The organism is Natrarchaeobaculum aegyptiacum, from assembly GCF_002156705.1.
In the GTDB taxonomy this organism is placed as follows: Archaea; Halobacteriota; Halobacteria; order Halobacteriales; family Natrialbaceae; genus Natrarchaeobaculum; species Natrarchaeobaculum aegyptiacum.
The window spans coordinates 2,176,851-2,201,488 of sequence record NZ_CP019893.1 but is presented as its reverse complement, the minus strand read 5'-3'; the positions used below and the strand labels follow the sequence as shown (position 1 = coordinate 2,201,488).

General features: G+C 65.1%; 19 protein-coding genes and 1 pseudogene. 8 read left to right on the top strand and 12 right to left on the bottom strand.

Annotated features, from left to right (window positions below; all coding sequences use genetic code 11):
- Positions 1–56: 56 nt before the first annotated feature.
- On the bottom strand, positions 57–773 hold the full coding sequence (locus tag B1756_RS10775) for a bacteriorhodopsin (protein WP_086888541.1): 717 nt from the start codon (positions 771–773) through the stop codon (positions 57–59).
- Positions 770–2,446, bottom strand: a complete 1,677-nt coding sequence (locus tag B1756_RS10770; protein WP_086888540.1) for a methyl-accepting chemotaxis protein — start codon at positions 2,444–2,446, stop codon at positions 770–772. Before B1756_RS10770 ends, B1756_RS10775 begins: the two co-directional genes overlap by 4 nt.
- A gap of 159 nt (positions 2,447–2,605) precedes the next feature.
- Here B1756_RS10770 and B1756_RS10765 point away from each other — a divergent pair, with 159 nt between their 5' ends.
- From B1756_RS10765 to B1756_RS10745, 6 genes and pseudogenes are all read left to right on the top strand, one after another.
- Entirely contained in the window at positions 2,606–3,412 is an 807-nt protein-coding gene (locus B1756_RS10765) for a lycopene cyclase domain-containing protein (protein ID WP_086888539.1), read from the top strand.
- Positions 3,402–4,517 carry a Brp/Blh family beta-carotene 15,15'-dioxygenase gene (locus B1756_RS10760; protein ID WP_086888538.1) on the top strand — a complete coding sequence of 372 codons (1,116 nt, stop codon included), beginning with the start codon at positions 3,402–3,404 and terminating at the stop codon, positions 4,515–4,517. The genes B1756_RS10765 and B1756_RS10760 overlap by 11 nt, the downstream gene beginning before the upstream one ends.
- A gap of 49 nt (positions 4,518–4,566) precedes the next feature.
- A pseudogene (locus tag B1756_RS19070) lies at positions 4,567–4,716 on the top strand (alcohol dehydrogenase); the annotation flags it as partial.
- Positions 4,717–4,770: 54 nt separating this feature from the next.
- Positions 4,771–5,058 (top strand): DUF8015 family protein, encoded by a 288-nt coding sequence (locus B1756_RS10755; RefSeq protein ID WP_228434330.1) that lies wholly within the window; start codon positions 4,771–4,773, stop codon positions 5,056–5,058.
- A gap of 123 nt (positions 5,059–5,181) precedes the next feature.
- Positions 5,182–7,950 carry an ATP-dependent helicase gene (locus B1756_RS10750; protein WP_086888537.1) on the top strand — a complete coding sequence of 923 codons (2,769 nt, stop codon included), beginning with the start codon at positions 5,182–5,184 and terminating at the stop codon, positions 7,948–7,950.
- A gap of 286 nt (positions 7,951–8,236) precedes the next feature.
- Positions 8,237–8,785, top strand: coding sequence for an Lrp/AsnC family transcriptional regulator (locus B1756_RS10745; RefSeq protein WP_086888536.1), 549 nt, complete (start codon positions 8,237–8,239; stop codon positions 8,783–8,785).
- A gap of 9 nt (positions 8,786–8,794) precedes the next feature.
- On the opposite strand, the gene B1756_RS10740 is transcribed toward B1756_RS10745, so the two are convergent.
- From B1756_RS10740 to B1756_RS10705, 8 genes are all read right to left on the bottom strand, one after another.
- Complete coding sequence (locus tag B1756_RS10740) at positions 8,795–9,250, bottom strand: PaaI family thioesterase (protein ID WP_086888535.1); 456 nt, start codon at positions 9,248–9,250, stop codon at positions 8,795–8,797.
- A gap of 3 nt (positions 9,251–9,253) precedes the next feature.
- Positions 9,254–11,212, bottom strand: coding sequence for a 3-hydroxyacyl-CoA dehydrogenase/enoyl-CoA hydratase family protein (locus tag B1756_RS10735; RefSeq protein WP_086888534.1), 1,959 nt, complete (start codon positions 11,210–11,212; stop codon positions 9,254–9,256).
- Between the two features lie 119 nt (positions 11,213–11,331).
- Entirely contained in the window at positions 11,332–13,980 is a 2,649-nt protein-coding gene (gene mutS / locus B1756_RS10730; protein ID WP_086888533.1) for a DNA mismatch repair protein MutS, read from the bottom strand.
- A gap of 99 nt (positions 13,981–14,079) precedes the next feature.
- A complete protein-coding gene (locus B1756_RS10725; RefSeq protein WP_086888532.1) occupies positions 14,080–15,381 on the bottom strand; it encodes a DUF418 domain-containing protein in 1,302 nt (433 codons plus the stop codon).
- Between the two features lie 227 nt (positions 15,382–15,608).
- Positions 15,609–16,679 (bottom strand): glutamate-cysteine ligase family protein, encoded by a 1,071-nt coding sequence (locus tag B1756_RS10720; RefSeq protein ID WP_086888531.1) that lies wholly within the window; start codon positions 16,677–16,679, stop codon positions 15,609–15,611.
- A gap of 53 nt (positions 16,680–16,732) precedes the next feature.
- Positions 16,733–17,527, bottom strand: coding sequence for a M14 family metallopeptidase (locus B1756_RS10715; protein WP_228434328.1), 795 nt, complete (start codon positions 17,525–17,527; stop codon positions 16,733–16,735).
- A gap of 382 nt (positions 17,528–17,909) precedes the next feature.
- A complete protein-coding gene (locus B1756_RS10710) occupies positions 17,910–19,205 on the bottom strand; it encodes an NAD(P)/FAD-dependent oxidoreductase (protein WP_086888529.1) in 1,296 nt (431 codons plus the stop codon).
- Positions 19,206–19,321: 116 nt separating this feature from the next.
- On the bottom strand, positions 19,322–19,801 hold the full coding sequence (locus tag B1756_RS10705; protein ID WP_086888528.1) for an FxLYD domain-containing protein: 480 nt from the start codon (positions 19,799–19,801) through the stop codon (positions 19,322–19,324).
- A 150-nt stretch (positions 19,802–19,951) separates the two neighbouring features.
- Between B1756_RS10705 and B1756_RS10700 the strand changes: the two genes are divergently transcribed.
- Complete coding sequence (locus tag B1756_RS10700; protein WP_186336449.1) at positions 19,952–20,860, top strand: hypothetical protein; 909 nt, start codon at positions 19,952–19,954, stop codon at positions 20,858–20,860.
- A 41-nt stretch (positions 20,861–20,901) separates the two neighbouring features.
- Here the strand turns inward: B1756_RS10700 and B1756_RS10695 are convergent, their stop codons facing one another.
- Together B1756_RS10695 and serA are read right to left on the bottom strand one after the other, a co-directional pair.
- Positions 20,902–21,882: a CPBP family intramembrane glutamic endopeptidase gene (locus tag B1756_RS10695; RefSeq protein ID WP_152031301.1), complete on the bottom strand. Its 981-nt coding sequence runs from the start codon at positions 21,880–21,882 to the stop codon at positions 20,902–20,904.
- Between the two features lie 252 nt (positions 21,883–22,134).
- Positions 22,135–23,718: a phosphoglycerate dehydrogenase gene (gene serA / locus B1756_RS10690; RefSeq protein WP_086890144.1), complete on the bottom strand. Its 1,584-nt coding sequence runs from the start codon at positions 23,716–23,718 to the stop codon at positions 22,135–22,137.
- A 181-nt stretch (positions 23,719–23,899) separates the two neighbouring features.
- Between serA and hisA the strand changes: the two genes are divergently transcribed.
- Positions 23,900–24,628: a 1-(5-phosphoribosyl)-5-[(5-phosphoribosylamino)methylideneamino]imidazole-4-carboxamide isomerase gene (hisA, locus tag B1756_RS10685; RefSeq protein ID WP_086888526.1), complete on the top strand. Its 729-nt coding sequence runs from the start codon at positions 23,900–23,902 to the stop codon at positions 24,626–24,628.
- The last annotated feature ends 10 nt before the right edge of the window (positions 24,629–24,638 follow it).

The window sequence follows — 24,638 nt, the reverse complement described above, 5'->3', positions numbered from 1 at the left end:
GAGCCGGGAAAAAGCGTTCTCACTGCCGCCAGTCGAGAGTCGACGTGCTGTGCGTACTACTCCCCGGCACCGCTGCCATCCGCGGTTCCGGCCAGCGTGCGGCCGAGTTCGGCCTCGAGGACTGCACTCGCGTTGAGCGCGATCAGTCCGAACCCGACCTTGGTCAGCAGGTCGAGGTAGGTGATCAGCATCACGTCGACGGTGAGGCTGACGATGCCGATGCCCGGCGGACCGAGCAGCCAGACGATCGGGTAGATCGACCAGAGGACAACCGTGAGGTTCCGCAAACTGGTGAACACCGCCCGGACGCCGTGACCCTGGTCGGCCGCCTCCTCGGTCATCGGCCCGAGCAGGAGATAGAGGAGGCCGAGGTACGCGAGGGCAGCGACGGCGAACAGCCCGTAACCGATCGCCCCCTCGAGCAGCGCCGCGGCGAACCCGAGGACCATCACGACGGTGTTGATCCCGACGACGAGGCCAACCTGCCGGCGGTCGCTACCCGCCAGCAACGCAAGGAAGTAGAGCAACAGGGGTGTCGTCAGGATCCAGTCGATGTACCGCGGCACGAAGACCGTGTCCTCACCGACCGGAATCCACCCGATCTCGAGGGCCATCAGTGCGTACGCAACGGCCGCGATGAGGCTAATCGACGTGAGAACGGCGTAGTACCGGCGATAGGCCGCACTTGCAGCGATGCCTCCCCAGACGAACGCCACGGTCCCCGCGGCCATCCCGAACGCACCGACCCAGAAGAGGGCCGTGGGCTCGATCATCGGCTCACCTCGCCCACGGCGTCGGCGCCGGGTTGCGTGAGCGAAGGCGACTCGGTCACCTCCGAACCCGAGACGCGGATCTCATCGAGTACCTCGAGCAGGGTGTCGGCTCCGTCCGCGAGGCGCTCGACCCGATCGAAGACGTCGGTTGCGACCGCAGACTGGGTCTCTGCGGCCGTGGCGACGTCCGTAGCCTCGTCCGCAGTGGTCTCCGAGATCTCCGCGACGTCGTCGACCATGCTGACGACCTCTGCAGCAGAGTCGGCCTGCCGATCGGTCGAGGTGTTGATCTCCTGTATCCCGGTATTCGCCTCCTCGACCGCCTCGACGATCCGCTCGAGTGAGTCTGCGGTCTCCTCGACGGTGTCGACGCCGCGGGAGATCCGCTCGCTCGTCTTCCGGATGTCCTCGACGGTCGTCTCCGTCTGTGTCTGGATGCGCTCGATCGACGCGGCGATGTCGGCCGTGGCTTCCTTGGTCTCCTCGGCCAGCGACTTGACCTCGCTTGCGACGACGGCGAAGCCGTCGCCTTCCCGGTCGGCGTGGGCCGCTTCGATCGAGGCGTTCAGCGCCAGCAAGTTCGTCTGCTCGGCGATGTCCGCGATGATCTCGGTCACCTCGCCGATCTGCTGGATCTCCTCGTGTAACGACTCCATCGCCGCCACCGATTCGTCGGTCTGTGCTTCGACGTCGTTCATCTCGGCGATCGCCGTCTCGGCAGTCTCGAGCCCGTTCTCGCTGGCCCGGGCGGCCTCGGTCGACGTCTCGGCGACTTCGGCCGCGCTCGCGGCCATCTCCTCGGTCGTCGCCGAGATGTCGTCCATCTCGCGGGCGATCTCCTGGATCTGCTCGGTCTGGACGGTCGCACCGTCCGAGATTTCGGCGATGGTCGCCTCGACGCTCTCGCTTTGCTGACGGACCCGCTCTGCGTTCGATCGGACGTCGCGACTGGCCCCCGAAACGTCGACTGCGAAGCCCTGAATGCGTCCGACGAGCGACTCGAGGCCGTCCATCATCTCGTTGAACGAGTCGGCGATCGACGCCATCGCCTCGGTCTCGCTCTCGGCCGTCATCCGGGCCGTGAGATCGCCCTGCGCACAGCGGCCCATCACGTCGCTGAACCGCTCGGCTTCGGCCTCGAGATTGGCGTTGATCGTCTCGAGTCGCTCCCGCTCTCGCTCGGCGTCCTCCCGGGCCGCCTCGGCCTCCGCGCGTGACTGCTCGGCACGCTCGCGGGCCTGTTCGGCCGCCTTGCGGGCTTCCTCGGTCTCCTCGAGCGAGGACTTCAGCGACGACCGCATCTCCTCGAACGAGGCGTAGAGGTCCCCGATTTCGTCCTCTCGGCGAGTCTCGAGGTCGACCTCGAGGTCGCCCTCGCCCATGCGAGTGGCCTTCGCCGACAGGGTCGACAGCGACGCGGCGGTGTTCCCCCCGACCGTCGCCGCGACCAGCCCGAGGTTGATCACTGTCAGAACGATCAGACCGAGGATCGCCGACGTCGACGCACCCGCGACGGCCGTGGCGTCGCCGGTCTCGAGTGCAGCGGCGACGTCGCCGTAGGCAACGCCACCGAACGCGAGCGTGACGATGGTGACGAGCGTGAATATTGCGCCGAGTTTCGCCGTGTACCGTTTTCGGACGGGGCCCGGTAACAGCCCTCTCGAGACGTTCATGACACGTGATATGGAGATCCCCACTTTATCCGTGCTGGCCAACAGTGTGAACTTCCCCGTCTGGGGCCCTCTGTGGGGACTTCATCGTTAGCCCCATCGTTCATTATACCCTCGACCAGAGGGTCGGTCGATGCGGCAATCCGTCCGCCGGAGCCATCGATGACCGTTCCGTTGAGCTACCTCGAGTTCCACGCGCTGTTCGTCCTGCCGCCGATCGCCGTCCTCGGCTGGCTCGCAGCCCGGCGCGACGACGCCTGGTGGGGTCGGGACCCCCTGTCAGCGGTCGCCATCGTCTGCTTGCTCGCGGTCGTCTACACGACGCCATGGGACAACCTGCTCATCGCCGAGGGCGTCTGGTGGTACGGCGAGGGGACCGTCGTCGCGACGATCTGGCACGCACCCGTCGAAGAGTACCTCTTTTTCGTCCTGCAGCCGATTCTCGCCGCCTTCTGGCTCTTTCAGTTCCCCCGGCTCGAAGACCGGTCGCTTTCGATCCCGCGGGGCCACCGACTCGTCGGGGTGGTCGCCGGCCTCGGCGTCTCCGGCGTCGGATTCCTCCTGCTCTGGACGCCGTCGACGTTTTACCTTGGGGCGATCTGCTTCTGGGCCGGGCCGATCCTGGCGATCCAGTGGGGGTTCGGCCTGACGTACCTCTGGGAGATCCGACGCACCGTCGCGATCGGGGTCATCGTCCCGACGCTGTACCTCTGGGTCGCAGACCGGATCGCGATCGGACTCGGTATCTGGGTGATCTCCGAGACGCACACCACGGGCTACGCCCTCGTCGGACTCCCCCTTGAAGAGGCGCTCTTCTTCCTCGTCACGAACGTCTTCGTCGTCCAGACCGTCGTCCTCTACCTGTGGCTGCTCGAGCGTCGCCACGAACTCCCCGCCATCGTTCCGACACCAGGGGGACGCCGTGACGAAACCAAACCGAGCGACGGCTCCGAGCGCGATGCCTCCTGATGGGAGCCCGCCGCCGGACCGATCTCCCTCACACAGCGGCCGGTCCGTTCTCACGACACCCCCGAGCGATCGTCCACGGGCGCTCGAGACCGCGAAAACGGCAATCCTCGCCTTCGGCGCGGCCGCTCTGGCGATCGGGTTCGCACTCGCAACACTGGTCGAACCGCTTCCGTTCGCAGTGCAGGTGGTCCCGCTCGCAGTTAGCGTCGTCTTCCTCGGGCTTCCCCACGGCGCAGTCGACCATCTGGTTCTCCCGCGGGCCCGCGGCGAGCGAGCGACGCGACGCTCGATCGCACGTCTCTGTGTGGCCTACATCGCGCTCGCCGCGGTCTACGCCCTCCTGTGGCTGCTCGCACCGGTCGTCGCGTTCGTCGGCTTCATCGCCCTGACGATCTTCCACTGGGGACAGGGCGACGTCTACGCGCTCGTCGACCTCCTCGGCGCCGATCACCTCGAGACGCGGGCTCAACGCGCCCTTGCACTCTGCGTTCGTGGTGGGATTCCGATGCTCGTCCCACTCGCGGCATTTCCAGAGCAGTACGCCTTCGTCGCGAGCGCCGTCGTCGGACTGTTCGATCCGGCCGCCGCGGCCGCGCTCGAGCCCGCGTTCACCCCGACGGCACGTCGATGGATAATCGTCGGCGTCGGCGCGCTCGTCGTGGGGTCGCTCGGGTGGGGACTTCTGCGAGCGGGGCCATCGCGCTCGTGGTTGCTCGACGCCGGCGAGACGGTCGGCCTCGTCGCGTTCTTCGCGGTCGTCCCACCGGTCCTCGCGGTCGGCCTCTACTTCGCCTGCTGGCACTCGATCCGCCACGTCCTCCGGACGCTGCTCGTCGACGACGTCGCTGCCGCCGCGCTCGAGCGTCACGACGGCCTCCCGGCTGCGACGCGTCGGTTCGCCCGCGACGCGGCACCGATGACCGCGGGCGCACTGGTCGTCCTCGGTGGCCTCGCACTGACCGTTCCACAGACTCCGGCGACACCGACTGATCTGCTCGGGGTCTACCTCGTCTGTCTCGCCGTCCTGACGCTGCCCCACGCTGCCGTCGTTTCGCTTCTCGATCGCGAGCAGGGGCTGTGGGCGCGTCGGAGCGACTACCCGTAACTCGACGCCGCGCGACGGGCGTCGTATGCGCGCTGCCGTCCTCGAGGCTTACGGCGAACTGCTTCGGCTGATCGAGGCGGGCCGACTCGAGCCCGAAGCGCTGGTCACGCGAGAAGTCGCTCTCGAGGACGTCTCCGCCAGACTGGCTGCGATGACCGACTACGAAACCGTGGGGCTCGAGGTCGTCACGGCGTTCTGATCGGTGGACAGTCGCCACCGGCGACGGGACGACCGGTGGACGGAGAGGTTTTCGGTGCTCCAGCACGTAGAACCAGCCAGAACGACCGTGGTCGATCTCGAGTACTACGACAAGCTCCTGCTCGCCATCGCCGGAAGCTTGGCCCTCGGTGCGGGGATCGGACTCCTGACGCCCGTGGCCCTCTCGACGGGGGTTGCAGGCGGTTCGATCCTCGCGTCGGTGTTCGTCTACGACGCCATGTTCCGGTCGCCGCCGATCCCCAGGGAGACGGTCCACCGGGCGATGGCGGCGATCGTCTGGCACGTGTTCCTCACCGTCACGCTGGTCTCGGCGCTGGCCTGAGTCTCCGTTCTGGGCCGCTCGTGCGGACGAACGGAAAACCGAACGCGGTGATCCTCGAGCGTCAGCTTCACTTTCACTCCGGTGGCCAAACCCTCTTACGCGCCCGTTCCCGAGAGACCTCCAATGGCCGGGACCGAGTTCCTCGAGTTGCCCGTCCCCGAGGCCGACCTGCCGTTCGACCCGGACGAGACGACGGTCGAAGACACCGACGTCTTCGAACTGCTCGAGCCCGCCGTCCAGGAGTGGTGGCTCGCGGAGTTCGGCGAGTTCGTCCCCGAGAACGGGGGGTTTTTCACCCCGCCACAGCGCGGGGCGATTCCGAAGATACACGAGGGGACGAACACGCTGGTGTGTGCGCCGACGGGATCGGGGAAGACCATGTCGTCGTTCTTATATATACTGAATCGTCTCTATCGACTGGATAGAGACACCGAAGACGGCCTCGAGAACTCGGTCTACTGTCTGTACGTCTCCCCGCTCAAATCGCTCGCCAACGACATCCACCGGAATCTCGAGGTGCCCCTCGAGGGCATCGAATCGATCGTCGACGAACGCGACGACCAGACGATCGGCGAGATTCGCCACGCCATCCGCCACGGCGACACCTCCTCGAGCGACCGTCAGAAGATGCTCGAGGAGACTCCCCACATCCTCAACACGACGCCGGAGACTCTCGCCATCCTGCTCAACTCGCCGAAGTTCCGCGAGAAACTCCGAACCGTAGAGTACGTCATCGTCGACGAAATTCACGCGCTCGCGGCGGGCAAGCGCGGCACCCACCTCGCGGTGAGCCTCGAGAGACTCCAGGCCCTCGCCGAGTCAGAGATTACGCGAATCGGCTGCTCGGCGACGATCGAACCGCTCGAGGACGTGGGAGAGTTCCTCGTTGGGCGTGAAGAGCCCGGTGGCGAACACCGGGACTACGAAATCGTCGACGCCCGCTTCGCCCGCGAGTTCGACCTCGAACTCGAGTGTCCGACCGACGACCTGATCAACACGCCCAGAGAGATCGTTCAGGAACGCTTCTACCGTCGGCTCCACGAGCACGTCCAGAAGCACACGAACACGCTCGTGTTCACGAACACCCGGTCGGGTGCCGAACGCGTCCTCCACAACCTCCGGGACCGGTTCGACGACTACGACGAGACGAACTCCGCGTGCCACCACGGCAGCCTCTCGAAGGACGTCCGCCACGACGTCGAGTCCCGGCTCAAATCCGGCGACCTCGACGTGGTGACGACCTCGACCAGCCTCGAGCTGGGCATCGACATGCCCCACGTCGACCTCGTCGTGCAGGTCGGCTCCCCCAAATCGGTCGCCGCGCTGCTCCAGCGGGTCGGCCGCGCCGGCCACCGCGTCGGCCAGACCGTCACGGGACGGGTGATCGCCCTGGACCGGGACGAACTGCTCGAGTGCGCCGTCATGCTCAAGACGGCCGAAGAGGGGTTCGTCGACTCGGTTTCGATTCCCGAGAACGCCCACGACGTCGCCGCCCAGCACGTCTACGGCATGGCCATCGCCGAAATCCGGCCGGAACGGGAGATCCGGGCCATCCTGCGGCGGTCGTATCCGTACCGCGACTTCGGCGACGAGGAGTGGGAGTCGCTCATGCGCTATCTCACCGCCGAATACGCCGGCCTCGAGGACCGCAACGTCTACGCGAAGATCTGGCGCGACGAGAACGACCCGCCCGACGGCGAGCACCACTACGAGGAGTACCCCGTGGGCGAGCCGCTGATCGGCAAGCGCGGCCGCCTCGCGCGGGTGATCTACATGACCAACATCGGGACGATTCCGGACTCGTTCACCTGCGACGTCTACACGCGCGCGAGCGACGAGTGGGTCGGCCAGCTTGACGAGGACTACCTCGACACGCTCGAGAAAGGCGACGTCTTCGTCCTCGGGGGCAACCACTTCGAGTACCGCTACCGGCGCGGCTCGAAGATCTACGTCGACCGCACGAGCGCCCAGCCGACGGTTCCCTCGTGGTACTCCGAACGGCTCCCGCTATCGTACGATCTGGGCCGCGAAGTCCTGGCCTTCCAGGGCGAGTTGCTCGACCACTACGAGGCGGGCGGTCCACCTCGCGTCCGGGCCTGGCTCCGCGACTTTCCGCTGGACGACGACGCCGTCCGGGCCATCGCTCGCCTGTTCGACCACCAGCTCCGCTACGCTGGTCCCGAGAGCGTCAGCACCGACGACCGACTCGCCGTCGAAGTCGTCCGCGACCGCGAGGAGTACGAGCGCCACTACTACGTCCACTCCGGCTCAGGCCGCCGGCTCAACGACGGCTTCTCGAGACTGCTCGCTTACCGCTGTGCCCAGGTCGCCACCGCGAACGTCAAGGTCGCCGTCGCCGACAACGGCTTCGTCCTCACGATGCCGCTGAATCGGAAGATCGACCTCGAGGGCATCATCGACGACCTCGAGCCCGAGCAGGTCCGTGCAGACCTGCGGACGGCCCTCTCGGGGACGGACCTCCTCCAGCGGTACTTCCGGATCAACGCCACGCGCTCGCTGATGATCTTAAAACGCTACAAGGGCTACGAGAAATCCGCGAGCGAACAGCAGGTCTCGAGTGAGATGCTGCTCGGGTTCGCCGAGGACTTAGAGGAGTTCGCTGTGATCGAAGAGACCTACCGCGAAATTCTCGAGGACAAGTTGAACGTGGCCGAACTCGAGGCGCTCGTCGAAGCGATCGACGACGGCGACGTCGCCGTCGAGTGCCAGTTACTCGACTCGCCGACGCCGCGGGCGTTCGGCCTCGCGACCCTCTCTGCCAGCGACGTCGTCCTCGCCGAAGACGAGAGCGCCGCCCTCCAGTCGTTCCACGAGCACGTCCTCGAGGAGATCGGCGAAGAGTCGCTGTCGTCGCTGGCACCGGATGAATGACCCAGCGCTGACGGCAGCTGTAGTCGGTGCCTCTCGAGCAGTGCCGTCACAGCCTCCAGCTGATCCAGCGATCCACGATTCAGCAGTGACTCCGGAATTCGTCGCTCGAGCTGCCAGCATGGTGTTAACAACGATAGGAAACGATCCCGAACTCACTTACTGTTGGAAGCGAATGGGAGGGTATGTGCAGGCTGTACGGTAGTGAAAGGGATGGTACCACAGCGGTGAGGACACCCGGACATCGCCGACCGACACGGGAGTGCGGTCAGCCCGGGGGGCGGTACTCATGACCGACGAGGAGTTCTGGACCAACGGCGGCCACGAGGAACCAAACTGGGACTTCAAGGATCGCGACATTGCGATCCTCTGTGAACTCTCGAACGACCCACAGCTCTCTTCGCGAGAACTGACGGACGTCCTCGAGTCGCGATACGATATCGACGTCTCCCACGTCACCGTCAGCGAGTCGATTCGGCGGATGCGCGACGAGGGCGTCTTCCGGGAGGCGATCATTCCAAACGAAGACTACTACATCTTCGCGCTGTTCGAGTTCAAGTTCAACCCCGAACACTTCGCCGACAACTGGCGCGAGGCGATGGAGTACGTCAAAGAGGACAAGCACACGCTGTTTTTCTTCCTTTCGGACGGCGAGTACCAGTGGAAGAGCGTGATGATGTTCCGCAACCGCCAGCAGGTCTCGAAGTGGATTCACGACTGCTACAAAGAACACGGCGACGTGATCGCGAACCTGCGCAACAGCGCCGTCCACAACGTTCTCAAGTTCCGGACCGACCCCCGGATTTACGAGGACCTGCGGGAGGAAACGGGGGAGTAGGGCCTCGAGTTACGCCTCTCGATCGCTCGGCCTGAACAGCCGGTACGTCGTCCGGCCGACTGCGGCCTCGCCGTCGGAACCGACGACGCTGACGGTGGTTACGCCCGTCGACCCACCGACGCGGCGTACTTCGGCTTCCGCACGCAGGTCGCCGGTCGCCGGGCGCATATACGAGACGTTGAGGTCCGTCGTCGTCATCCCGACCGCCGCCGGGTCCTCGAACGTGGTCCGCAGGGCGAACGCACTCGAGGTGTCGATCAGCGTCGCGACGATGCCGCCGTGGACGGGGTCGTAGCCGTCGTTGCCCACGGGGTTTTCGAACTCCTCGTCGCGCTCGACGACGAGGACGGCCCGGCCGTCAGCCAGGTGCTCGACGTCGATTCCGAGCCAGGAGAGGTAGCCGTGCCGGTCGACGAACGACCGCCACTCGGGCCAGCCCTCGTCGGTCGACTCGGAATCGGCCATCGCTTACTTCCCCTCGAACTCGGGGTCGCGGTCCTCGGCGAACGCCATCGCGCCCTCCATCACGTCGTCGGTGCTCGAGAGCAGGCCGAAGCCCTGACTCTCCATCGCGATGGCGGCGTCGAGGCTGGCGTCCTGTCCCTCGTTCATGACCTTCTTTGCGACCTTGAGGCCGATCGGCGGGCCGCCTGCGAGGTCGTCGACCCACTCCTCGACGAGGTCGTCGAACTCCTCGCGGTCGACTGCGCGGTTGATCAGTCCCCACTCCTGGGCGCGCTCGGCGTCGATGTGCTCGCCGCGGAAGACGAGTTCCTTCGCGCGAGTCTCGCCGAGGACGCGCATGAGTCGCTGGGTGCCGCCACCGCCGGGGATGAGCCCGAGGTTGATCTCGGGGGCACCGAACTCCGACCGTTCGGTCGCGAGTCGCAGATCACAGGACAGTGCGAGTTCGAGGCCGCCACCGAGACAGAAGCCGTCGATCTTCGCGACGACGGGCCGTTCGAACTCGTTGATCGTCTCGAACGTCGGCGTGACTTCCATCAGTTCGGTCGGGTCCGCACCCGCGAAGCTGGTGACGTCGGCACCGGCACAGAACGCGCGGTCGCCTGCGCCCTCGATGGTCGCACAGCGGACCTCGTCGGTGTCGACCGTCGAGAAGAGGTCGTCGAGTTCCTCGAGCAGTTCCGCATTCAGGGCGTTCATCCGCGTTGGGCGGTCGAGTTCGACCCGGAGGACGCCGTCGTCGAGGTCGGCGTTCAGGTTGTGGTAGGAGTCGAGGCCACCCTCGTCGGTGTCGTACTCGTAGAAGCCCGCGCCGGCGTCCTCGCCGGTCTTGCCGTCTTCGACGAGTTCCTCGAGGTATGGGTGGGGCTCGAAGCGCTCGCTGCCGGTTTCCTCCTCCAGGGTCTCCAGTTTCTCGAGGACCTCGTCGAGGCCGATCTTGTCGGCCCGTCGGCAGATTCCCTCGGGGAAGCCGAGTCCGAGTTGAACGCCCGTGTCGACCTCTTCGGGAGTGGCAACGTCGTCGCCGACGAGGAAGGCCGCGCGGTTGATCATACGGGCCTCGACCCGGAGCCAGTCGAAGTCGCCGGCGTCGTCGGGGCCATAGTCGGCACCGTCACCGTCCTCGTAGTCGTAGAAGCCCTTGCCCGTCTTCTGACCGAGTTCGTCGTTCTCGACTTTTTCCTCGGTGATCGGCGGAATCGGGGCACCGCTTTCCTTGCGAACGTGGTAGCCGACGTCGATACCGGTGAGGTCGCCGAGTTCGAACGGCCCCATCGGATAGCCGCGTTCGTGAACCATCGTCGCGTCGGCTTCCCGAATAGTAGCCTCACCCTCCGAGACCATCCAGGCGGGTTCGCCGCCGAACGGGCCGACGATCGTGTTGACGACGAAGCCGCGGACGTCCTTGCGGACGTAGATCGGCGTCTTGCCGATCGACTCGACCCACTCGTAGCCCGCCTGGGCAGCCTCGTCGCTGGTTTCCTCGCCGTAGATGACCTCGACGAGGTCCATCTTCACCGGCGGGTTGAAAAAGTGCAGGCCGAGCACCCGATCGGCAGTGTCGACGGGCTCTGCGATGTCGGTGATCGGCAGGCTCGAGGTGTTGGTCGCAAGCAGCGTGTCCTCGCTACAGAACTCCTCTAAGTCGGTGAAGATGTCGTGTTTCAACTCGAGGTTCTCGGGGGCGGCCTCGATCACGAGGTCGGCGTCGGAAACGGCAGCCTCGAGGTCCGTCGTGGTGTCGATTCGCGAGAGGACCTCGTCTGCGGATTCGTCGATCAGCTCTTTCTCCTCGAGTTTCTCGAGGCTCCAGGCGATCTGCTCGTAGCCGTCGTCGACGAACTCGTCTTTGATGTCCCGCATCGTGACGTCGTAGCCGGCCATCGCGGTCACTTCGGTGATCCCGTGTCCCATGTTCCCCGCGCCGAGGACGGCGACGCGGTCGATGCTGTCGAGTGACATACCCACACGAACGATTACGACCGTCTTAATACCACCGACACACCTTAGCAATGTTAAGCCAGTTGTCTTCGGTTGTACAGCGTGTACGGCACGCGGCGTCACGAGACACCGATCCCCGCTCAGGAGTCGTCCTCGAGTCGCCGCTGCCACTCCTGAACTTTCGCGATGAGTTCCACTGGCGGCGTCTGGTTCACGTCGACCGATTCGAGGTCCTCGAGCACGCGTTTCGTCTCGGGGTCGAGGCTCGCCGCGCTCGGCTCGCCGCCATCGGCGTTGGCCGGCCCGCGGAACTGCCCGCTCGAGAGGTCGAACACCGTCTGGACGGGATCGCTCGAGCCGCCCCTGGCCTCGATGGCCTTCTCCTCGCGCAGGCGCTCGAGAACGTCCGTTGCCCGGTCGACGACGGGGTCGGGAACGCCCGCCAGATCCGCGACGTGGATGCCGTAGGAGCGATCGGTCGGCCCCTCCCGAACCGTCCGGAGGAAGGTGACGTCGCCGTCGCGTTCGTCCGCCGCGACGTGGACGTTGGCCACTCGTGGGAGGTTCTCGGCGAGGCCCGTCAGTTCGTGGTAGTGGGTCGCAAAGAGGGTCTTGGCACCGATCTCGTTGTGCAGGTACTCCGTCGCGGCCCAGGCGATCGAGATACCGTCGTAGGTGGCCGTCCCGCGGCCGACCTCGTCTAAGATGACGAGTGACTCCTCGGTGGCCGTGTGGAGGATGTTCGACAGTTCGCTCATCTCGACCATGAACGTCGACCGTCCCTGTGCGAGTTCGTCGAGCGCGCCCACGCGTGTGAAAATGCCGTCGACCAGCCCGATCTCGGCCTCGCGCGCCGGGACGAAGCTCCCGATCTGGGCTAACAGGACGATACAGGCCACCTGACGCATGTAGGTCGACTTGCCGGACATGTTGGGCCCAGTCACGACCAGAAAGCTCCGATCGTCGTCGAGAGAGACGTCGTTGGGCACGAACTCGGTCGTCTGCTCGACGACCGGATGGCGACCCTGGTCGATCTCGAGGCCGTCGCCCCGGTGTAACTCGGGCTTGACCCAGCGGTTCTCAGCGGCGTGGGTCGCGAGGCTCGCCAGTGCGTCGACGGTCGCGAGCGTCCGGCCGACGTCCTGAAGGAGTTCGGCGTGGGCGGCCACGGTCTCGCGCAACTCCTCGAAGAGGTCGTACTCGAGGTCGCCCCGTCGGTCTTCGAGCCGAAGGATCTCGCGTTCTTTCGCCTCGAGTTCGTCGGTCGTAAAGCGCTTTGAATTCTTGAGCGTCTTGATCTCCTCGTAGTGGTCGGGGACGCCGTCGGCGGCCGACCGGCCAACCTGAATGTAGTAGCCGTCGGTCGTGTTGCGATCGACGGTGACGTGACTGAGTCCGTGGTCGCGCTTCTCGCGGTCGGCCAGGCGCTCGAGCCAGGAGCGAACTGCTTCGTGGCGCTCGATTACCTCGTCTAACTCGTCGTCGTATCCCCGCCTGAACAGTTCTCCCTGCGTGACCGTCGACGGCGGCTCGTCGACGATAGCCGCCTCGAGGGTTTCCCGGAGGTCAGCGGCGGCCTCACGGTCGGGTCGGTCGACGATTTCGGCCAGCGGCGAGTCTGCCAGCTCGGGCGTCGACTCGATCGTCTCGACGATGTCGGGAAGTACAGCGAGCGTCTCGCGGGCCGCCACGAGATCCCGCGCGTCGGCGCTGCCGTGGCTCGCCTTCGAGGCCAGTCGCTCGAGGTCGTAGGCCTCGCCCATGGCGTCCTGCAACTCGTCGCGGGCGAGCGCAGCCGACGAGAGCGCAGCGACCGACTCCTGTCGGCGCTCGAGCGTCTCGAGGGACCGTCGCGGGCGGGAAAGCCACTCCTTGAGGAGACGCCGGCCGGCGCTCGTCTCGGTATGGTCGATCGTCTCGAACAGCGTCCCCTCGTGATCGCCGTGCATCGTTTCGGTGAGCTCGAGGTTGCGCTGGGTGGTCGAATCGAGCGCGACGTGGTCGTCGCCCTGGTGGGTGCCGATACGGGTCATCGAGGCCAGCACGCCGGTGCCGGTCTCCTCGACGTACGCGAGGATCGCCCCCGCGGCGGCGATGGCAGGCTCGTCGACTGCGAGCCGGTCGACGGTTTCGGTGCCGAACTGGTCGCGGACGCTGTGGGCGGCCCGCTTCGGCGCGAACGCTTCGGTCTCGTGGAGCGTCAGGGTCGCGTCGAACCGGTTCCGGACGGTCGAAAGTAGCTCGTCGTCGGTTCTGGCGTCGGGACCGGGTAGCACCTCGACGGGATCGAACCGGTAGAGTTCCGTTAGCGCCGCCTCACGGTCGTCGGCCTCGGCGACGAGGAAGCGGCCGGTCGTGACGTCCGCGAAGGCGAGGCCGTAGCTGGCTCCGTCGGTCCCGTCTGCCGGATCGCCGTCACATACGACCGCCGCGAGGTACTGGGCATCTGCGTCGCTCGTCTCGAGTAAGGTTCCGGGAGTGACGACGCGGACGATTTCGCGGGCGTGGCCGCCGTCGGTCTCGTACTGGTCGGCGACGGCGACGCGGTAGCCGCGTTCGACCAGCGCCTTGAGATACGGCGTCAGGTCGTCGAGCGGGACGCCGGCCATCGGATACGATTGGCCCTGCGAGGACTTCGAGGTCACCTTGAGCTCGAGTTCCTCGCCGACGAGTTCGGCATCGTCACCGAAGAACTCGTAGAAATCACCACACTGCATCGCCAGCACGTCGGCGTCGGTCTCACCCTTGAGCGAGAGGAACTCCCCGACGATACCCGTCGCCTCGGTCATATCCGGTGACAGTCGTCCCATCGCTAAAATGCTGCGGGTTCCGCGGTGGACGTCTCGGATCGTGCTGCTCGAGGGAGCCTCGGCGAAACCCAGTTCGGACTACTCCTCGAGTCGCATCGGCTGTCGCTGACGGTACGTGAGCGTCCGCCAGACCCATTCGACGGGACCGAACTGGAACCGGTTCATCCACCACACCGAAAGCACGATCTGAACCGCCCAGATCGACACGACCACGCCGAGCAATTCCGCCCGGCCAAGTTCGCCGAACAACCCGAACCCGTATCCGTAGAAGATCGTCGTCGCCAGAACCGTCTGCAGCAGGTAGTTCGAGAACGCGGTGCGGCCCACCGCCGTCAACGCGTGGACGACGATCCCCTCCTGAACCCACCGACAGAGCAGCATGATCCCGGCGAGGTAGCCGATCGCGAGGAACGGGGCACCCCAGTAGTTGAACTGGAACGCGAGCGTGAGCACCGGCATCGTCTCCCACGCAAACGCTTCGCGGGCCCAGACCCCGGCGAGGACCAGCACCAACCCGATCCCGCTGGCACCGACGAAGAGACGCCGGTAAAAGCGCGTGCTCCGCTGGTTGGAGATGATACCCCACTTGAAGAGGGCCATTCCAACGATCATCAGGCCACCGAGCATCCAGAACGCCTCGAAGACGAACCCGATCGTGTGAAACTCGAGGACGACCGGGACGCGGTGAGCCATCTGGTCGAACCAGCCGCTCTGGTAGATGTCGATTTCGCGCTCGGGCGAGAATCCCGCACCGAACGCAGCGAGCAGTTCGGCCTCGAGTTCGGCCTGACCGTCCTCGGGAAGCGCGAGGTAGCCGATCCCCATCAGAAGGTACAGCACTCCAGGAAGTGCGTACATCACGGCCCCGAGCAGGAACTGTCGGCGGGGCCGCCAGCGCCACACCCAGACCACGAGAAAGCCGGACAGGGCGTAGAGGACGAGGATGTCACCGTACCAGAGCAGGTACGCGTGCCCGAGACCGATGACGAGCAACCAGAACGTCCTGGCGAAGTGTAACCGTCGACCGGGCTGGTCTTTGCGCGCTTTCGATTCGAGGAACAGAACGATCCCGGCACCGAACATGAAGGTAAACAGCGTCACGAATTTCTGTTCGAAGAAGACGTGACTGATCAACCAGGCGGCGTAATCGACGCCGGTGAAGTTCCCGTAGAGGGCCGGATTGAACGACGCGATCGTCGGCATTCCGAACAGCCAGATGTTGATTACCAGAATCCCGAGGAGGGCGAAGCCACGAAGCGCGTCGAGGGCGACGATCCGGTCGGACGGGTCTGTCGGTCCGGGATCTGACGAATCTGGTGTCGTCTCGGAGTCCTCAGGGGACGCAGTCATCGGCGGATGTGTGTCGTCGTTCGTCGTCATCGGTGAGTGAAGTCCTGGTTCTGAAGGTCGGGGCTGGTAGCAATCCGGAATCGGTTACTCCTGTGACATCATCCTGTTTCGGAAGGATGGTGATAAGAATTACATTTCACGGTCGTCAGTTCGAGCACACGTTCGTGGCCGGTTGTTCGACACGTGATTGGTCGAAAAAACGATATGATACTGACCATCTAGGCAGTAATTGTCATCGAAGACAGAACAGTGGACGGTTATGTGATCAGATTATCGACATCTCGTCGCAGCCGGTCTCCGTATCGAAGCCGGATCTCACGGGCCTCATCCGGACTGACGTAATCACGTCCGTCGATGTTCCTCGTCAGTGGGTCGTATTCCCCAACGTCGAACCCCATTCGCTCGAGATAAGAAGAGAGCGCTGGTGACTCCACCCCCTCGTGTATCGCTTCCTCGACGTAGGTAAGGACAGCATCGAACTCGGGGATCGTGATTCGATCAGCAGTCACCTCACCAGTGTCGCCTTCGATCCGGACTTCCGCGTGATGGAGGTGCTCCATTATCGTGCCGACGTCTTCGGCCAGACGGAGAATCTGGCTTGGAAGCGACGTGTCGGGTGCTCGCCACTCGACAGTTGGCATCTCGTCACGGAGTCTCACTGGCGTCCAGACGATGTCCTGTGGAGAGAAACTGGCATCGATATTAGTTTCACTGACACCTTCGTTCATCGACGCCGCTTTGAACGAGTCGAAGAGCCGGTCGAGTTGTCGCTCCCACTGTCCGACGGTATTGACGTAATCCCACAGCTGACCGTGCAGCGGGAAGTATTCGTAACACTTCTTCCGATAAATGTAGGCTCGAGCACCGTTTGCAACCGTCTCGCCACGGAAGTATGGAGAAGAGTTGAGCAGTGCCAGTGCCGGATCGAGGCTGGCAAGGACGTTGAGTTGATCCGTGACGTTTCGCTTCTCGAAGTGGAGATGCGTCCCGGCACAGTGTTTCGCATAGGCAAAGTTGTCGCCGAGCACACGCTTTTGAATCCGACTCCGCTCGCTGGGCCGGAGCTCGATTGGGCCACTATTGATTGGAGTCCCGAGTGGGACGAGCACTTTGTCGAGTTCGTCGGCTTTGTCGAGTAGCTCGTCGAGTAGTTCGAGGAACGTCGACCGAAGTGCCGAGAACGTCTCACAGGGAGGTGTCTTTAGCTCGAGCAGTGGACGGACGAATTCTTCTTCCACGTTCTCAGAATACTCCGTGAGTTCCCCCGGGCCCGTGAGCTCGCCGTCCTGATCGACGACCCAGTACTCAGCTTCGATGCTTTTCTGCATTGATTTATCATCTTCCTGATTGTGACTCATTGTGCAACTCTCTTGGTTCCTGATTACACAATCGTTTCCTTGGCTTTTTCCAGTGACTCCGCTATTTTGGTTCCCCTGAAGCCGAAGATGTCCGAGTACCCGTTTTCTGACATCAAGATCGGATGGAACGGATCATCTGCGATCAACTTCTGTCCGTCAACGCTTGCATAGGCCGCCCCCGCCGGGACATATGCGAAATTTTCGGTGAAGATCTCGTGGGATATCCCGGGCGGCTTTCGAATCGGGTCGGCCATATGGAAGAACGACGGATCTGTAGCGGACGGCTCACCAGGGAGCGCATCCACCAGCTTGAGAAACGCATAGGCCTGATTTTCGGCGGCCACAGCCGCTTGCTCGGTGCCCTGTGGACCGACCTCGATATCGATCGAAACTCCACAGGAAGTCATCGCCCCCTCGTTTACTCCCCAGTGATCGACGACATACGGAACCGGCAACTGTGCTGCAAGATCGAACTGGCGTGGGTGAGAACGGTGGACGAGTGCAAATGGAGTCGGCTGCGAGTGCGTCCCGTGCAGCGAGAGTGTGACGCGGTCCTGAATCAACTCACGGAGCTGGGCGGCGAGTTTCGCTTCGTGGCCGTCGACAGGGGTGTCAGCGAATGCACGATTGAGGTCCGAGTCCAGATACCGCACACCGGCGTCGACTGCGGCTGGATTGGCAACGACGAACGCAACACCGCGCATCAGGTCGAGATCTGCCTCCCGCAATCGACGGACCACACGGACGCCGCAGGGCTCGTCGCCGTGAACGCCACCGACAACCACAACCTCTGGCTCTCCCGGACCCCGGATGGTCACATCGAGCGACGGTATTCCATTTTTCAAGTTCTTCCCTCACGTTGAAGGGATTCATCCCGATGCCGTTAAAGTTCTGTCTCCCAGAGTATCCAGAAAGATGTACTGAAATTGTCACCAGTGGCTAGAGACGGAACTGTAGTTTGTCTCCCGGGTAGACCAACGCGCCGATGGACCCCCACCTTCGAGAAATCCGGGTACTGTCTCTGGCCCTGCCCCTCTCCATTCTGGGTTACCGCACCGAGACAGCTGTCGACACGAGACTACGTGACTGTATCCAGCAGGCCAGTTTCATCAAATTCATGATATCATCCAACGTGTTCCGAGACGGTTCACTTCGAGCGAACATCTACTGGCGATGCTCCCCGGAACCCGAGCCCCGAGCCTACAGCTCCTCGAGCACAGCCATCGCCGCCTGTCGGCCACTTTCGAGCGCGCCCTGAATCGACGACCACCGCGTGTAGTCGCCGGCGAGGTAGACCGGGCCGTCGGGGTCGCGGACGTCGGGCAGTCGGTCGTGAATCCCGGGTGGCTGGACGAACTGGGCGAACGGGATGCGATCGGTGTGGCACAACTCGAGGCCCTCGACAGCCTGTTCTGGGAACCACGCCTCGAGAGCGCGCCGGGTGCGGTCGGCGAGTTCGCTGTCCGCCGCGTCGGGGGTGCCCAGAAAGGTCGCACTGAGGAGCGTCTCGTCCGCGGGGCCGTACTCGGGGGCGACCTCGCTGAGCGGTGCGATATGGTTCGGCGCTGCGTCGTCGGCGGCGTTCAGGACGAGTCGACCACCCGTCTCGAGGGCGGCCTCGCCGGGAAGCCGGTAGTACTGGGTGACACACCCCCGTGACTCGGTCGGAATCGCGTCGACGCCGGTCAACTCCCGGGCCGACGGTGGATCGGTGGCCACGACGACCGCCTCGGCCGTGACGGTCCCGTCGGCTGTCGTGACCGCGAGCGACCCGTCCTCGCGTTCCCGGACGTCCGTCACGGCGACGCCGGTCTCGAGCGTTCCACCGGCCTCACGGACCCGGGTGGCAAGCTGGGCCGGAATCGCACCCATGCCCGCCGCCGGGACGGCGATGTCGCCCGACGCGAGCGCCCGGAACGTGTACTCGAAGACCCGACTTGAGGTCGACAGCGACCGATCGAGGGTGATGCCGCCGTAGAACGGCGCGAAGAAGTGCTCGCGGAAGCGCCGCGAGAAGCCACGCTGGCGGAGGTACTCGTCGATCGACCGGTCCGGTCGGTCGAAGAGTTCGTCCGGATCGGTGCGAACGAGGTCGGCCCAGAGTCCGGCGACCCGCATCGCGTCGCCTAGCCCCACCTCCGGGCTCGCGAGCGTCGCCGGAATCGTCGCCGGCGACTGGCGCGGATCCGAGAGCATCGAACGGCTTCCGGGGCGGACGACGACTGCTCCCGGCTCGAACCGTCGAAGGGCGAGCGCCTCGAGGTCGAGTTCCCGCCGGACGGCCGGGTACGCGGTAAACAGCACCTGAAACCCGCGGTCGAACTGGTAGCCGGCCCGGTCGTCCCGACGAGTTCGGACCCGGCCGCCGACGGTTTCGCGCCGTTCGAACAGCGTGACCTCGAGCCCCCGTGCAGCGAGGTGGCGAGCGGCGACGAGTCCCGCCAGTCCACCGCCAGCGATTACGACCCGTCGTCGCTGTCTCGCATTCTCGTCCATGTCACGTGATTCGAAGCCGAACCCTAAAGTCCTCGACCCAACAGGGTCGGTTCCGGGACGTCGTGACGAGTGGCGAGTTACGAGTGACGAGTGACGAGTGACGAGGCCGTGCCCGGTCACCACTCGAGGGTCTCGAGTTCGATGTCGTAGTCGGCGACGTCGGCCGCTTCCTCGAAGACGAGGATCTCGAACTCCCAGATTGCCATCGACTCGAGGTCGGTCGTTTCGTCGCGATAGGTGTCCAGTTTCGCGCCCTCGTCGTCGTAGATCGTGGCGGCGACACCAACGCGCTCGAGCGGCGTCGCCGAGCGATTCCCGACGGTGCCGACGACGACGTTCCGTTCGATTCGGTTTACCGTCTCGCCGGGGCCACCCTCGAACGTACAGACTGCCCGCGTGTGTCCGGGACGGAACGCGTGCTCGAAAATGTCGACGTGGTCCGGTGGCGGTCCGTCGACGGGATCGCCCTCGAGGTCGGTCTCCGCTGTATCGTCGGCGCGCGTGGCACAGCCGGCGACCGCCGCGAGGAGTGTGCAACCGCTGGCACGAAGCATCGTTCGTCGACTCGGTGTTCGCGCTCCCACCCGCCGTTCCATGTCGAGCTAGTCGAATATCGCGGCGGTAAGCCTACTGGTGCAACCCTCGAACGCGGCCGACGCGACCGGAATTCCGCTCGGTCGACAGGACGTTCTCACACAGCGGACAGTCACGAGCAATTATGACTCCGTTCGTGGTTGCCCGCTGTGATGGCAGACTCGAGTTCACGGATGTCCCGTCGAAGCGTCATCGCCGCGGCAGCGGCGGTCGGGCTGGCAGGCTGTACCAGTGGCGAATCGGACGATGCGGCGCCACCGGAGGAGGCGGCGGGTACCGACGACGCCAGCGATACCGCCACCTCCCGTGAGGACGACATTCCGGATCGCGATATCGAACCCGACTGGGAGCAAGCGGCCACGTTCCGCACGTGGCTCCGCTTCGACTCGCCCGTCGCGGGCGGCACGCGTCGGTTCGACTACACCGAAGCGTTCCCCGACGACGTCGATCTCGCGACGGTCCTCCCTGCGTTTTCGGACCTGACGATCGACGACGTCGACGGCCACCTGATCCAGGGCTACACGCAGGTCCTCCTCGGCGGGTACGACGTCGAGGCGATCGCCGCCGCTGCCGAGACGGCCGACGAGGCCACCTACGAGGGGACCTACGAGGGATACGCGGTCATCACCGAGGAAATGCCCGGCGGGAGCCAGCGAACGCTGGCGATCGACTCCAGCGCGATCGTGATCGGCGACGACTACGAGGTACGGATCGACGCCCGGAACGGCGAGGCCGACCGTCTCGAGGACGTCGACCCCGAGTTCACACACCTCTTCCACGAACTTCCCCACGAGACGACCGTCACCGGGCAGTACGACGCCCCGCAGGGGAGCGTCGTCAACGAGGACATCTACCTGTGGGGCGTCTCGAGCGAGACGCCGATGGCCGAGGAGATGACCTGGGTGTTCGTCTTCGACTCGGCCGACTCACTCACCGAGGAGGCACTCGAGGATCTCGAAGCCGTCTCGAGTGACGTTCACTCGGCCGAGCGCGACGGGCGGACGGCGACGGTCGTGGGCGCGCCGCCGGAGGTTCCCGAGGAGGCGGCGCCGGGCGAGTAACCGACGGCACTCGGAACCTGAAGCAGGGAGTCCGAGCGAGGCTACGCCCAGATCAGTGAGAGAAAGAGGACCGCGTTGTAGAAGCCATGGATGGCCGACACCACGACGATGTTCCGGTACCGTTCGTAGATCCCGCCGAGGACGAGCGAGAGGACGAAGATGCCCGCGAGCGAGACGAGAACGGTCTCGAGCGGCGGTGCCTGCATGGAGTAGGCAAACAGGTGGACAGCGGCGAAGAGGATCGACGTGACGACGACGGTCCCGGCGGTGCCGTAGGCGGGCCGGAGGTAGTTCTGGATCAACCCCCGGAAGAGCACCTCCTCGACCGGTCCGATGACCAGGATCGAGAGGACTGCGAGACCGACGTAGAACTGGACGCTGCCCTCTTCGAGCATGAGAGCGTGTTCGGAAGGCGGCACGCCGAAGTACTCCGGGACGACCGACGTGACTAAGCCGAGCGCGAGCAGTCCGATCACGCCACCGACGACGACGAGCACTTCTCGAGCGTTCGGCACCGAAAACCCGACGGCCCGCCTCGGGACCCACCCTCGCCAGAACGAGATCGCGGCGAGGATAGCCGTCCCGACGCCCATGACGACTGGATCGACGAAGATTAGCACGCGTTCGATGGACTCGAAAAACGTCATGGGATCGTCGGCAACGAAGGCAAACGGAAGTAACGCGAAACTCAGCAGCAGAAATACAGCCATCGAAAATGCGAAGACGCCGACGACGTAGCCAGTCGCACCGAGGAAGGCTGCCAGCCGAGAGCGCTCGTGTAACGGCGGCCGGTCGTCGTCCTCCCCGGGTCCGTCGTGACCGGGATCGGTGCCGTGTGGATCGCCACCCGGCGGCGTTTCGGCTGGGGCCCCGGGTTGCGTCGACTCGTCGTACGAACCGTCGGCACGGGCGCGGTCGTGATCGTGATCGCGGTCGTCCACGTCCCGATCGTCGCCCCCGGTCCGGGGCCAGCCAGGCTCCCGGTCGTCGTCTCGAGGAGGGTCGTCGTGCGGGGAAGGCATACGTGCCCGTTCGATCGGATCGCGTTTCAGTCTGCCGATCACTGACAAGAAGGGGGCCTCGTCGCTCGAGACGACCGACCGGGTTGGGCTGCCGGTGAGAAAAAGACGGCTCGAGTCAGACAGGGCACCGGCAATTTGACCGTGAGTAGAAGCGGGAAGGTAGCGTCGCTAGTGGCGGTCCAGGCCTGAACTGGTGGGTGGAACCGAGCGCGGGTGACCGGGTTCACTCCTCAGTCGACGCGTGGAACGGTACTAGTGACCGTTCAGCGTGATGTAATCGACGCGGATGATCCGGTCGTCCTCGTTGAGTTCCTGTTTCGCGGCGTCGGGAACCTGACTGTCGACGTTGTAGACGGTCAGCGCCTCGCCACCGTGGGTCTCGCGGGCGTTGAACATCCCCGCGATGTTGACGTCGTACTCGCCCATGACAGAGCCGATGAGGCCGATGACGCCCGGCTCGTCCGTGTTGCGCGTGACGACCATCTTGCCGTGGGGGATAGCGTCGACACGGTAGCCGTCGACGCGGACGATCCGCGGGTCGTCGCCCGCGAAGAGCGTTCCCTCGACGGCGACCTCGTCGTCACCGTTTCGCACGGTGACCGAGACCAGACTCTGGAAGTCCTCGGCCTGGCGGGTCTTCGACTCCGTGACGTCGACGCCGCGGTCTTCGGCGATCTGGGGAGCGTTGACGGCGTTGACCTGCCACTCGAGCGGTTCGAAGACTCCCTTCAGGGCGCTGGCGGTGACGAACTCGGTGTCCTCGTCGGCGATGTCACCCTCGTAAGCGACCTCGATTTCCTCGATTCGGCCCTCGAGCAACTGGGCGGCGACCTTGCCGGCGGTGTCGGCGATCTCGATGTAGGGCTCGACCCGCGGGAACGCACTCTCGTCGATCGACGGCGCGTTCAGCGCGTTCGCGACGGGTTCGCCCTCGAGCGCGGCGACGACCTGGTCGGCGGTCGAGGTGGCGACGTTCTCCTGGGCGGCCTCCGTCGAGGCGCCGAGGTGGGGCGTGACGACGATCTCGTCGTGTTCGAGCAGTGGCGAATCGTCGGCGAGTGGTTCCTCGGCGAAGACGTCCAGTGCCGCGCCGGCGACCGTGCCGTCTTCGACTTTGGCGGCGAGGGCGTCCTCGTCGACGATGCCACCGCGGCCGACGTTGACGAGGTAACCGTCCTCGAGCAAGTCGAGTTCGTTCTCGGCGATCATGCCCTCGGTCTCGGGGGTCAGCGGCGTGTGAATCGTGAGGAAGTCCGCGCGCTCGAGACAGGCCTCGAGGTCGACGAGTTCCGCGCCGATGCGGGCGGCCCGGTCCTCGGAGATGTAGGGGTCGAACGCGACGACGTCCATCCCGAGCGAGTCGAGCTTTTTCGCGACCTCCTGACCGACGCGGCCGAGGCCGACGACGCCCAGGGTCTTGCTGTCGAGTTCGGCACCGAGGTAGTCGCTCTTTGCCCACTCGCCGTCTTTGAGGCGGGCGTGGGCCTGTGGGATCGAACGGGCGATGGCGAACGTCATCGCGACGGTGTGTTCGGCCGCCGCGCGGACGTTCCCCTCGGGGGCGTTGGCGACGATGACGCCCTCGTCGGTCGCGGCGTCGATGTCGATGTTGTCGACGCCGATCCCGGCGCGGCCGACGATCACGAGTTCGTCGGCGGCCTCGAGGACCTCCGCGGTCACCTCGGTGCCAGAACGGACGATGAGTCCGTCTGCATCGGAGATGGCCTCGAGGAGTGCCTCGCCCTCGAGTTCGTAGCCCGTTTCGACCGCACAGCCTGCGTCTCTCAGTACGTCCAGACCCGCGTCGTCGATGGGGTCCGTGACGAGCACCTTCATGCGCGAGACAATCGGGTCGAGCAGGTAAACCCTTCCGTTGTCGTCCTGCGCCGGCAAGATTCTCCGCAGTTCGACTCGAGCGGCCACAGCGGACCAGAACGCCCGGCCGATGACCGAAGCCGCGGACTGCTCGAGGCCGCGAAACGGTGTCTTTAGGCGACCGGCCCCCGACCCACCCCGTATGAGCCACGTTCCGGAGTTCGAAGTGATCCCGGCGGTCGACCTGCAGGATGGCGAGGTCGTCCAGCTGGTCCAGGGCGAGCGCGGTACGGAGAAGACCTACGGCGACCCCGTCGAGGCCGCCCAGCGCTGGATCGACGCCGGTGCCGAGTCGCTGCATCTCGTCGACCTGGACGGCGCGTTCGAGGGCGAACGCAAGAACGCCGCGGCCATCGACGCCGTCCTCGAGACCGTCGACGTCCCCACGCAACTGGGCGGCGGCATCCGCACGGTCGAGGATGCCTGCGACTTGCTCGAGCGCGGGGTCGACCGCGTGATTCTCGGGACTGCTGCCGTCGAAGAGCCAGAGATCGTCGCCGAGATCAGCGAGCGGTATCCAGAGAGCGTCGTCGTCAGTCTCGACGCGAAAGACGGCGAGGTCGTCGTCGAGGGCTGGACCGAGGGCGCGGGAATCTCGCCCGTCGAGGCCGCCGAGCGATACGACGACCTCGGTGCCGCCGGGATCCTCTTTACGAACGTCGACGTCGAGGGGAAACTCGAGGGCGTCGCCACCGAACCCGTCCGCGAACTGGTCGAAGCAACCGACGTCCCGGTGATCGCCAGCGGTGGCGTCGCCACGCTCGAGGACGTCCGCGCACTCGAGGACGCTGGTGCTGCAGCCGTCGTCGTCGGGAGCGCACTGTACGAGGGAGCGTTCACGCTCGAGGAAGCGCAGGCCGCCACGCAGTGATCGAGAGCGA

Excerpts from the sequence above, each read along its gene's own strand:
- B1756_RS10770 (WP_086888540.1), bottom strand. The coding sequence starts at position 2,446 with ATGAACGTCTCGAGAGGGCTGTTACCGGGCCCCGTCCGAAAACGGTAC.
- B1756_RS10700 (WP_186336449.1), top strand. The coding sequence starts at position 19,952 with ATGGCAGACTCGAGTTCACGGATGTCCCGTCGAAGCGTCATCGCCGCG.
- B1756_RS10775 (WP_086888541.1), bottom strand. The coding sequence starts at position 773 with ATGATCGAGCCCACGGCCCTCTTCTGGGTCGGTGCGTTCGGGATGGCC.
- mutS (WP_086888533.1), bottom strand. The coding sequence starts at position 13,980 with ATGACCGAGGCGACGGGTATCGTCGGGGAGTTCCTCTCGCTCAAGGGT.
- serA (WP_086890144.1), bottom strand. The coding sequence starts at position 23,718 with ATGAAGGTGCTCGTCACGGACCCCATCGACGACGCGGGTCTGGACGTA.
- hisA (WP_086888526.1), top strand. The coding sequence starts at position 23,900 with ATGAGCCACGTTCCGGAGTTCGAAGTGATCCCGGCGGTCGACCTGCAG.
- B1756_RS10765 (WP_086888539.1), top strand. The coding sequence starts at position 2,606 with ATGACCGTTCCGTTGAGCTACCTCGAGTTCCACGCGCTGTTCGTCCTG.
- B1756_RS10760 (WP_086888538.1), top strand. The coding sequence starts at position 3,402 with ATGCCTCCTGATGGGAGCCCGCCGCCGGACCGATCTCCCTCACACAGC.
- B1756_RS10720 (WP_086888531.1), bottom strand. The coding sequence starts at position 16,679 with ATGCAGAAAAGCATCGAAGCTGAGTACTGGGTCGTCGATCAGGACGGC.
- B1756_RS10705 (WP_086888528.1), bottom strand. The coding sequence starts at position 19,801 with ATGGAACGGCGGGTGGGAGCGCGAACACCGAGTCGACGAACGATGCTT.
- B1756_RS10710 (WP_086888529.1), bottom strand. The coding sequence starts at position 19,205 with ATGGACGAGAATGCGAGACAGCGACGACGGGTCGTAATCGCTGGCGGT.
- B1756_RS10750 (WP_086888537.1), top strand. The coding sequence starts at position 5,182 with ATGGCCGGGACCGAGTTCCTCGAGTTGCCCGTCCCCGAGGCCGACCTG.
- B1756_RS10695 (WP_152031301.1), bottom strand. The coding sequence starts at position 21,882 with ATGCCTTCCCCGCACGACGACCCTCCTCGAGACGACGACCGGGAGCCT.
- B1756_RS10745 (WP_086888536.1), top strand. The coding sequence starts at position 8,237 with ATGACCGACGAGGAGTTCTGGACCAACGGCGGCCACGAGGAACCAAAC.
- B1756_RS10735 (WP_086888534.1), bottom strand. The coding sequence starts at position 11,212 with ATGTCACTCGACAGCATCGACCGCGTCGCCGTCCTCGGCGCGGGGAAC.
- B1756_RS10725 (WP_086888532.1), bottom strand. The coding sequence starts at position 15,381 with ATGACGACGAACGACGACACACATCCGCCGATGACTGCGTCCCCTGAG.
- B1756_RS10740 (WP_086888535.1), bottom strand. The coding sequence starts at position 9,250 with ATGGCCGATTCCGAGTCGACCGACGAGGGCTGGCCCGAGTGGCGGTCG.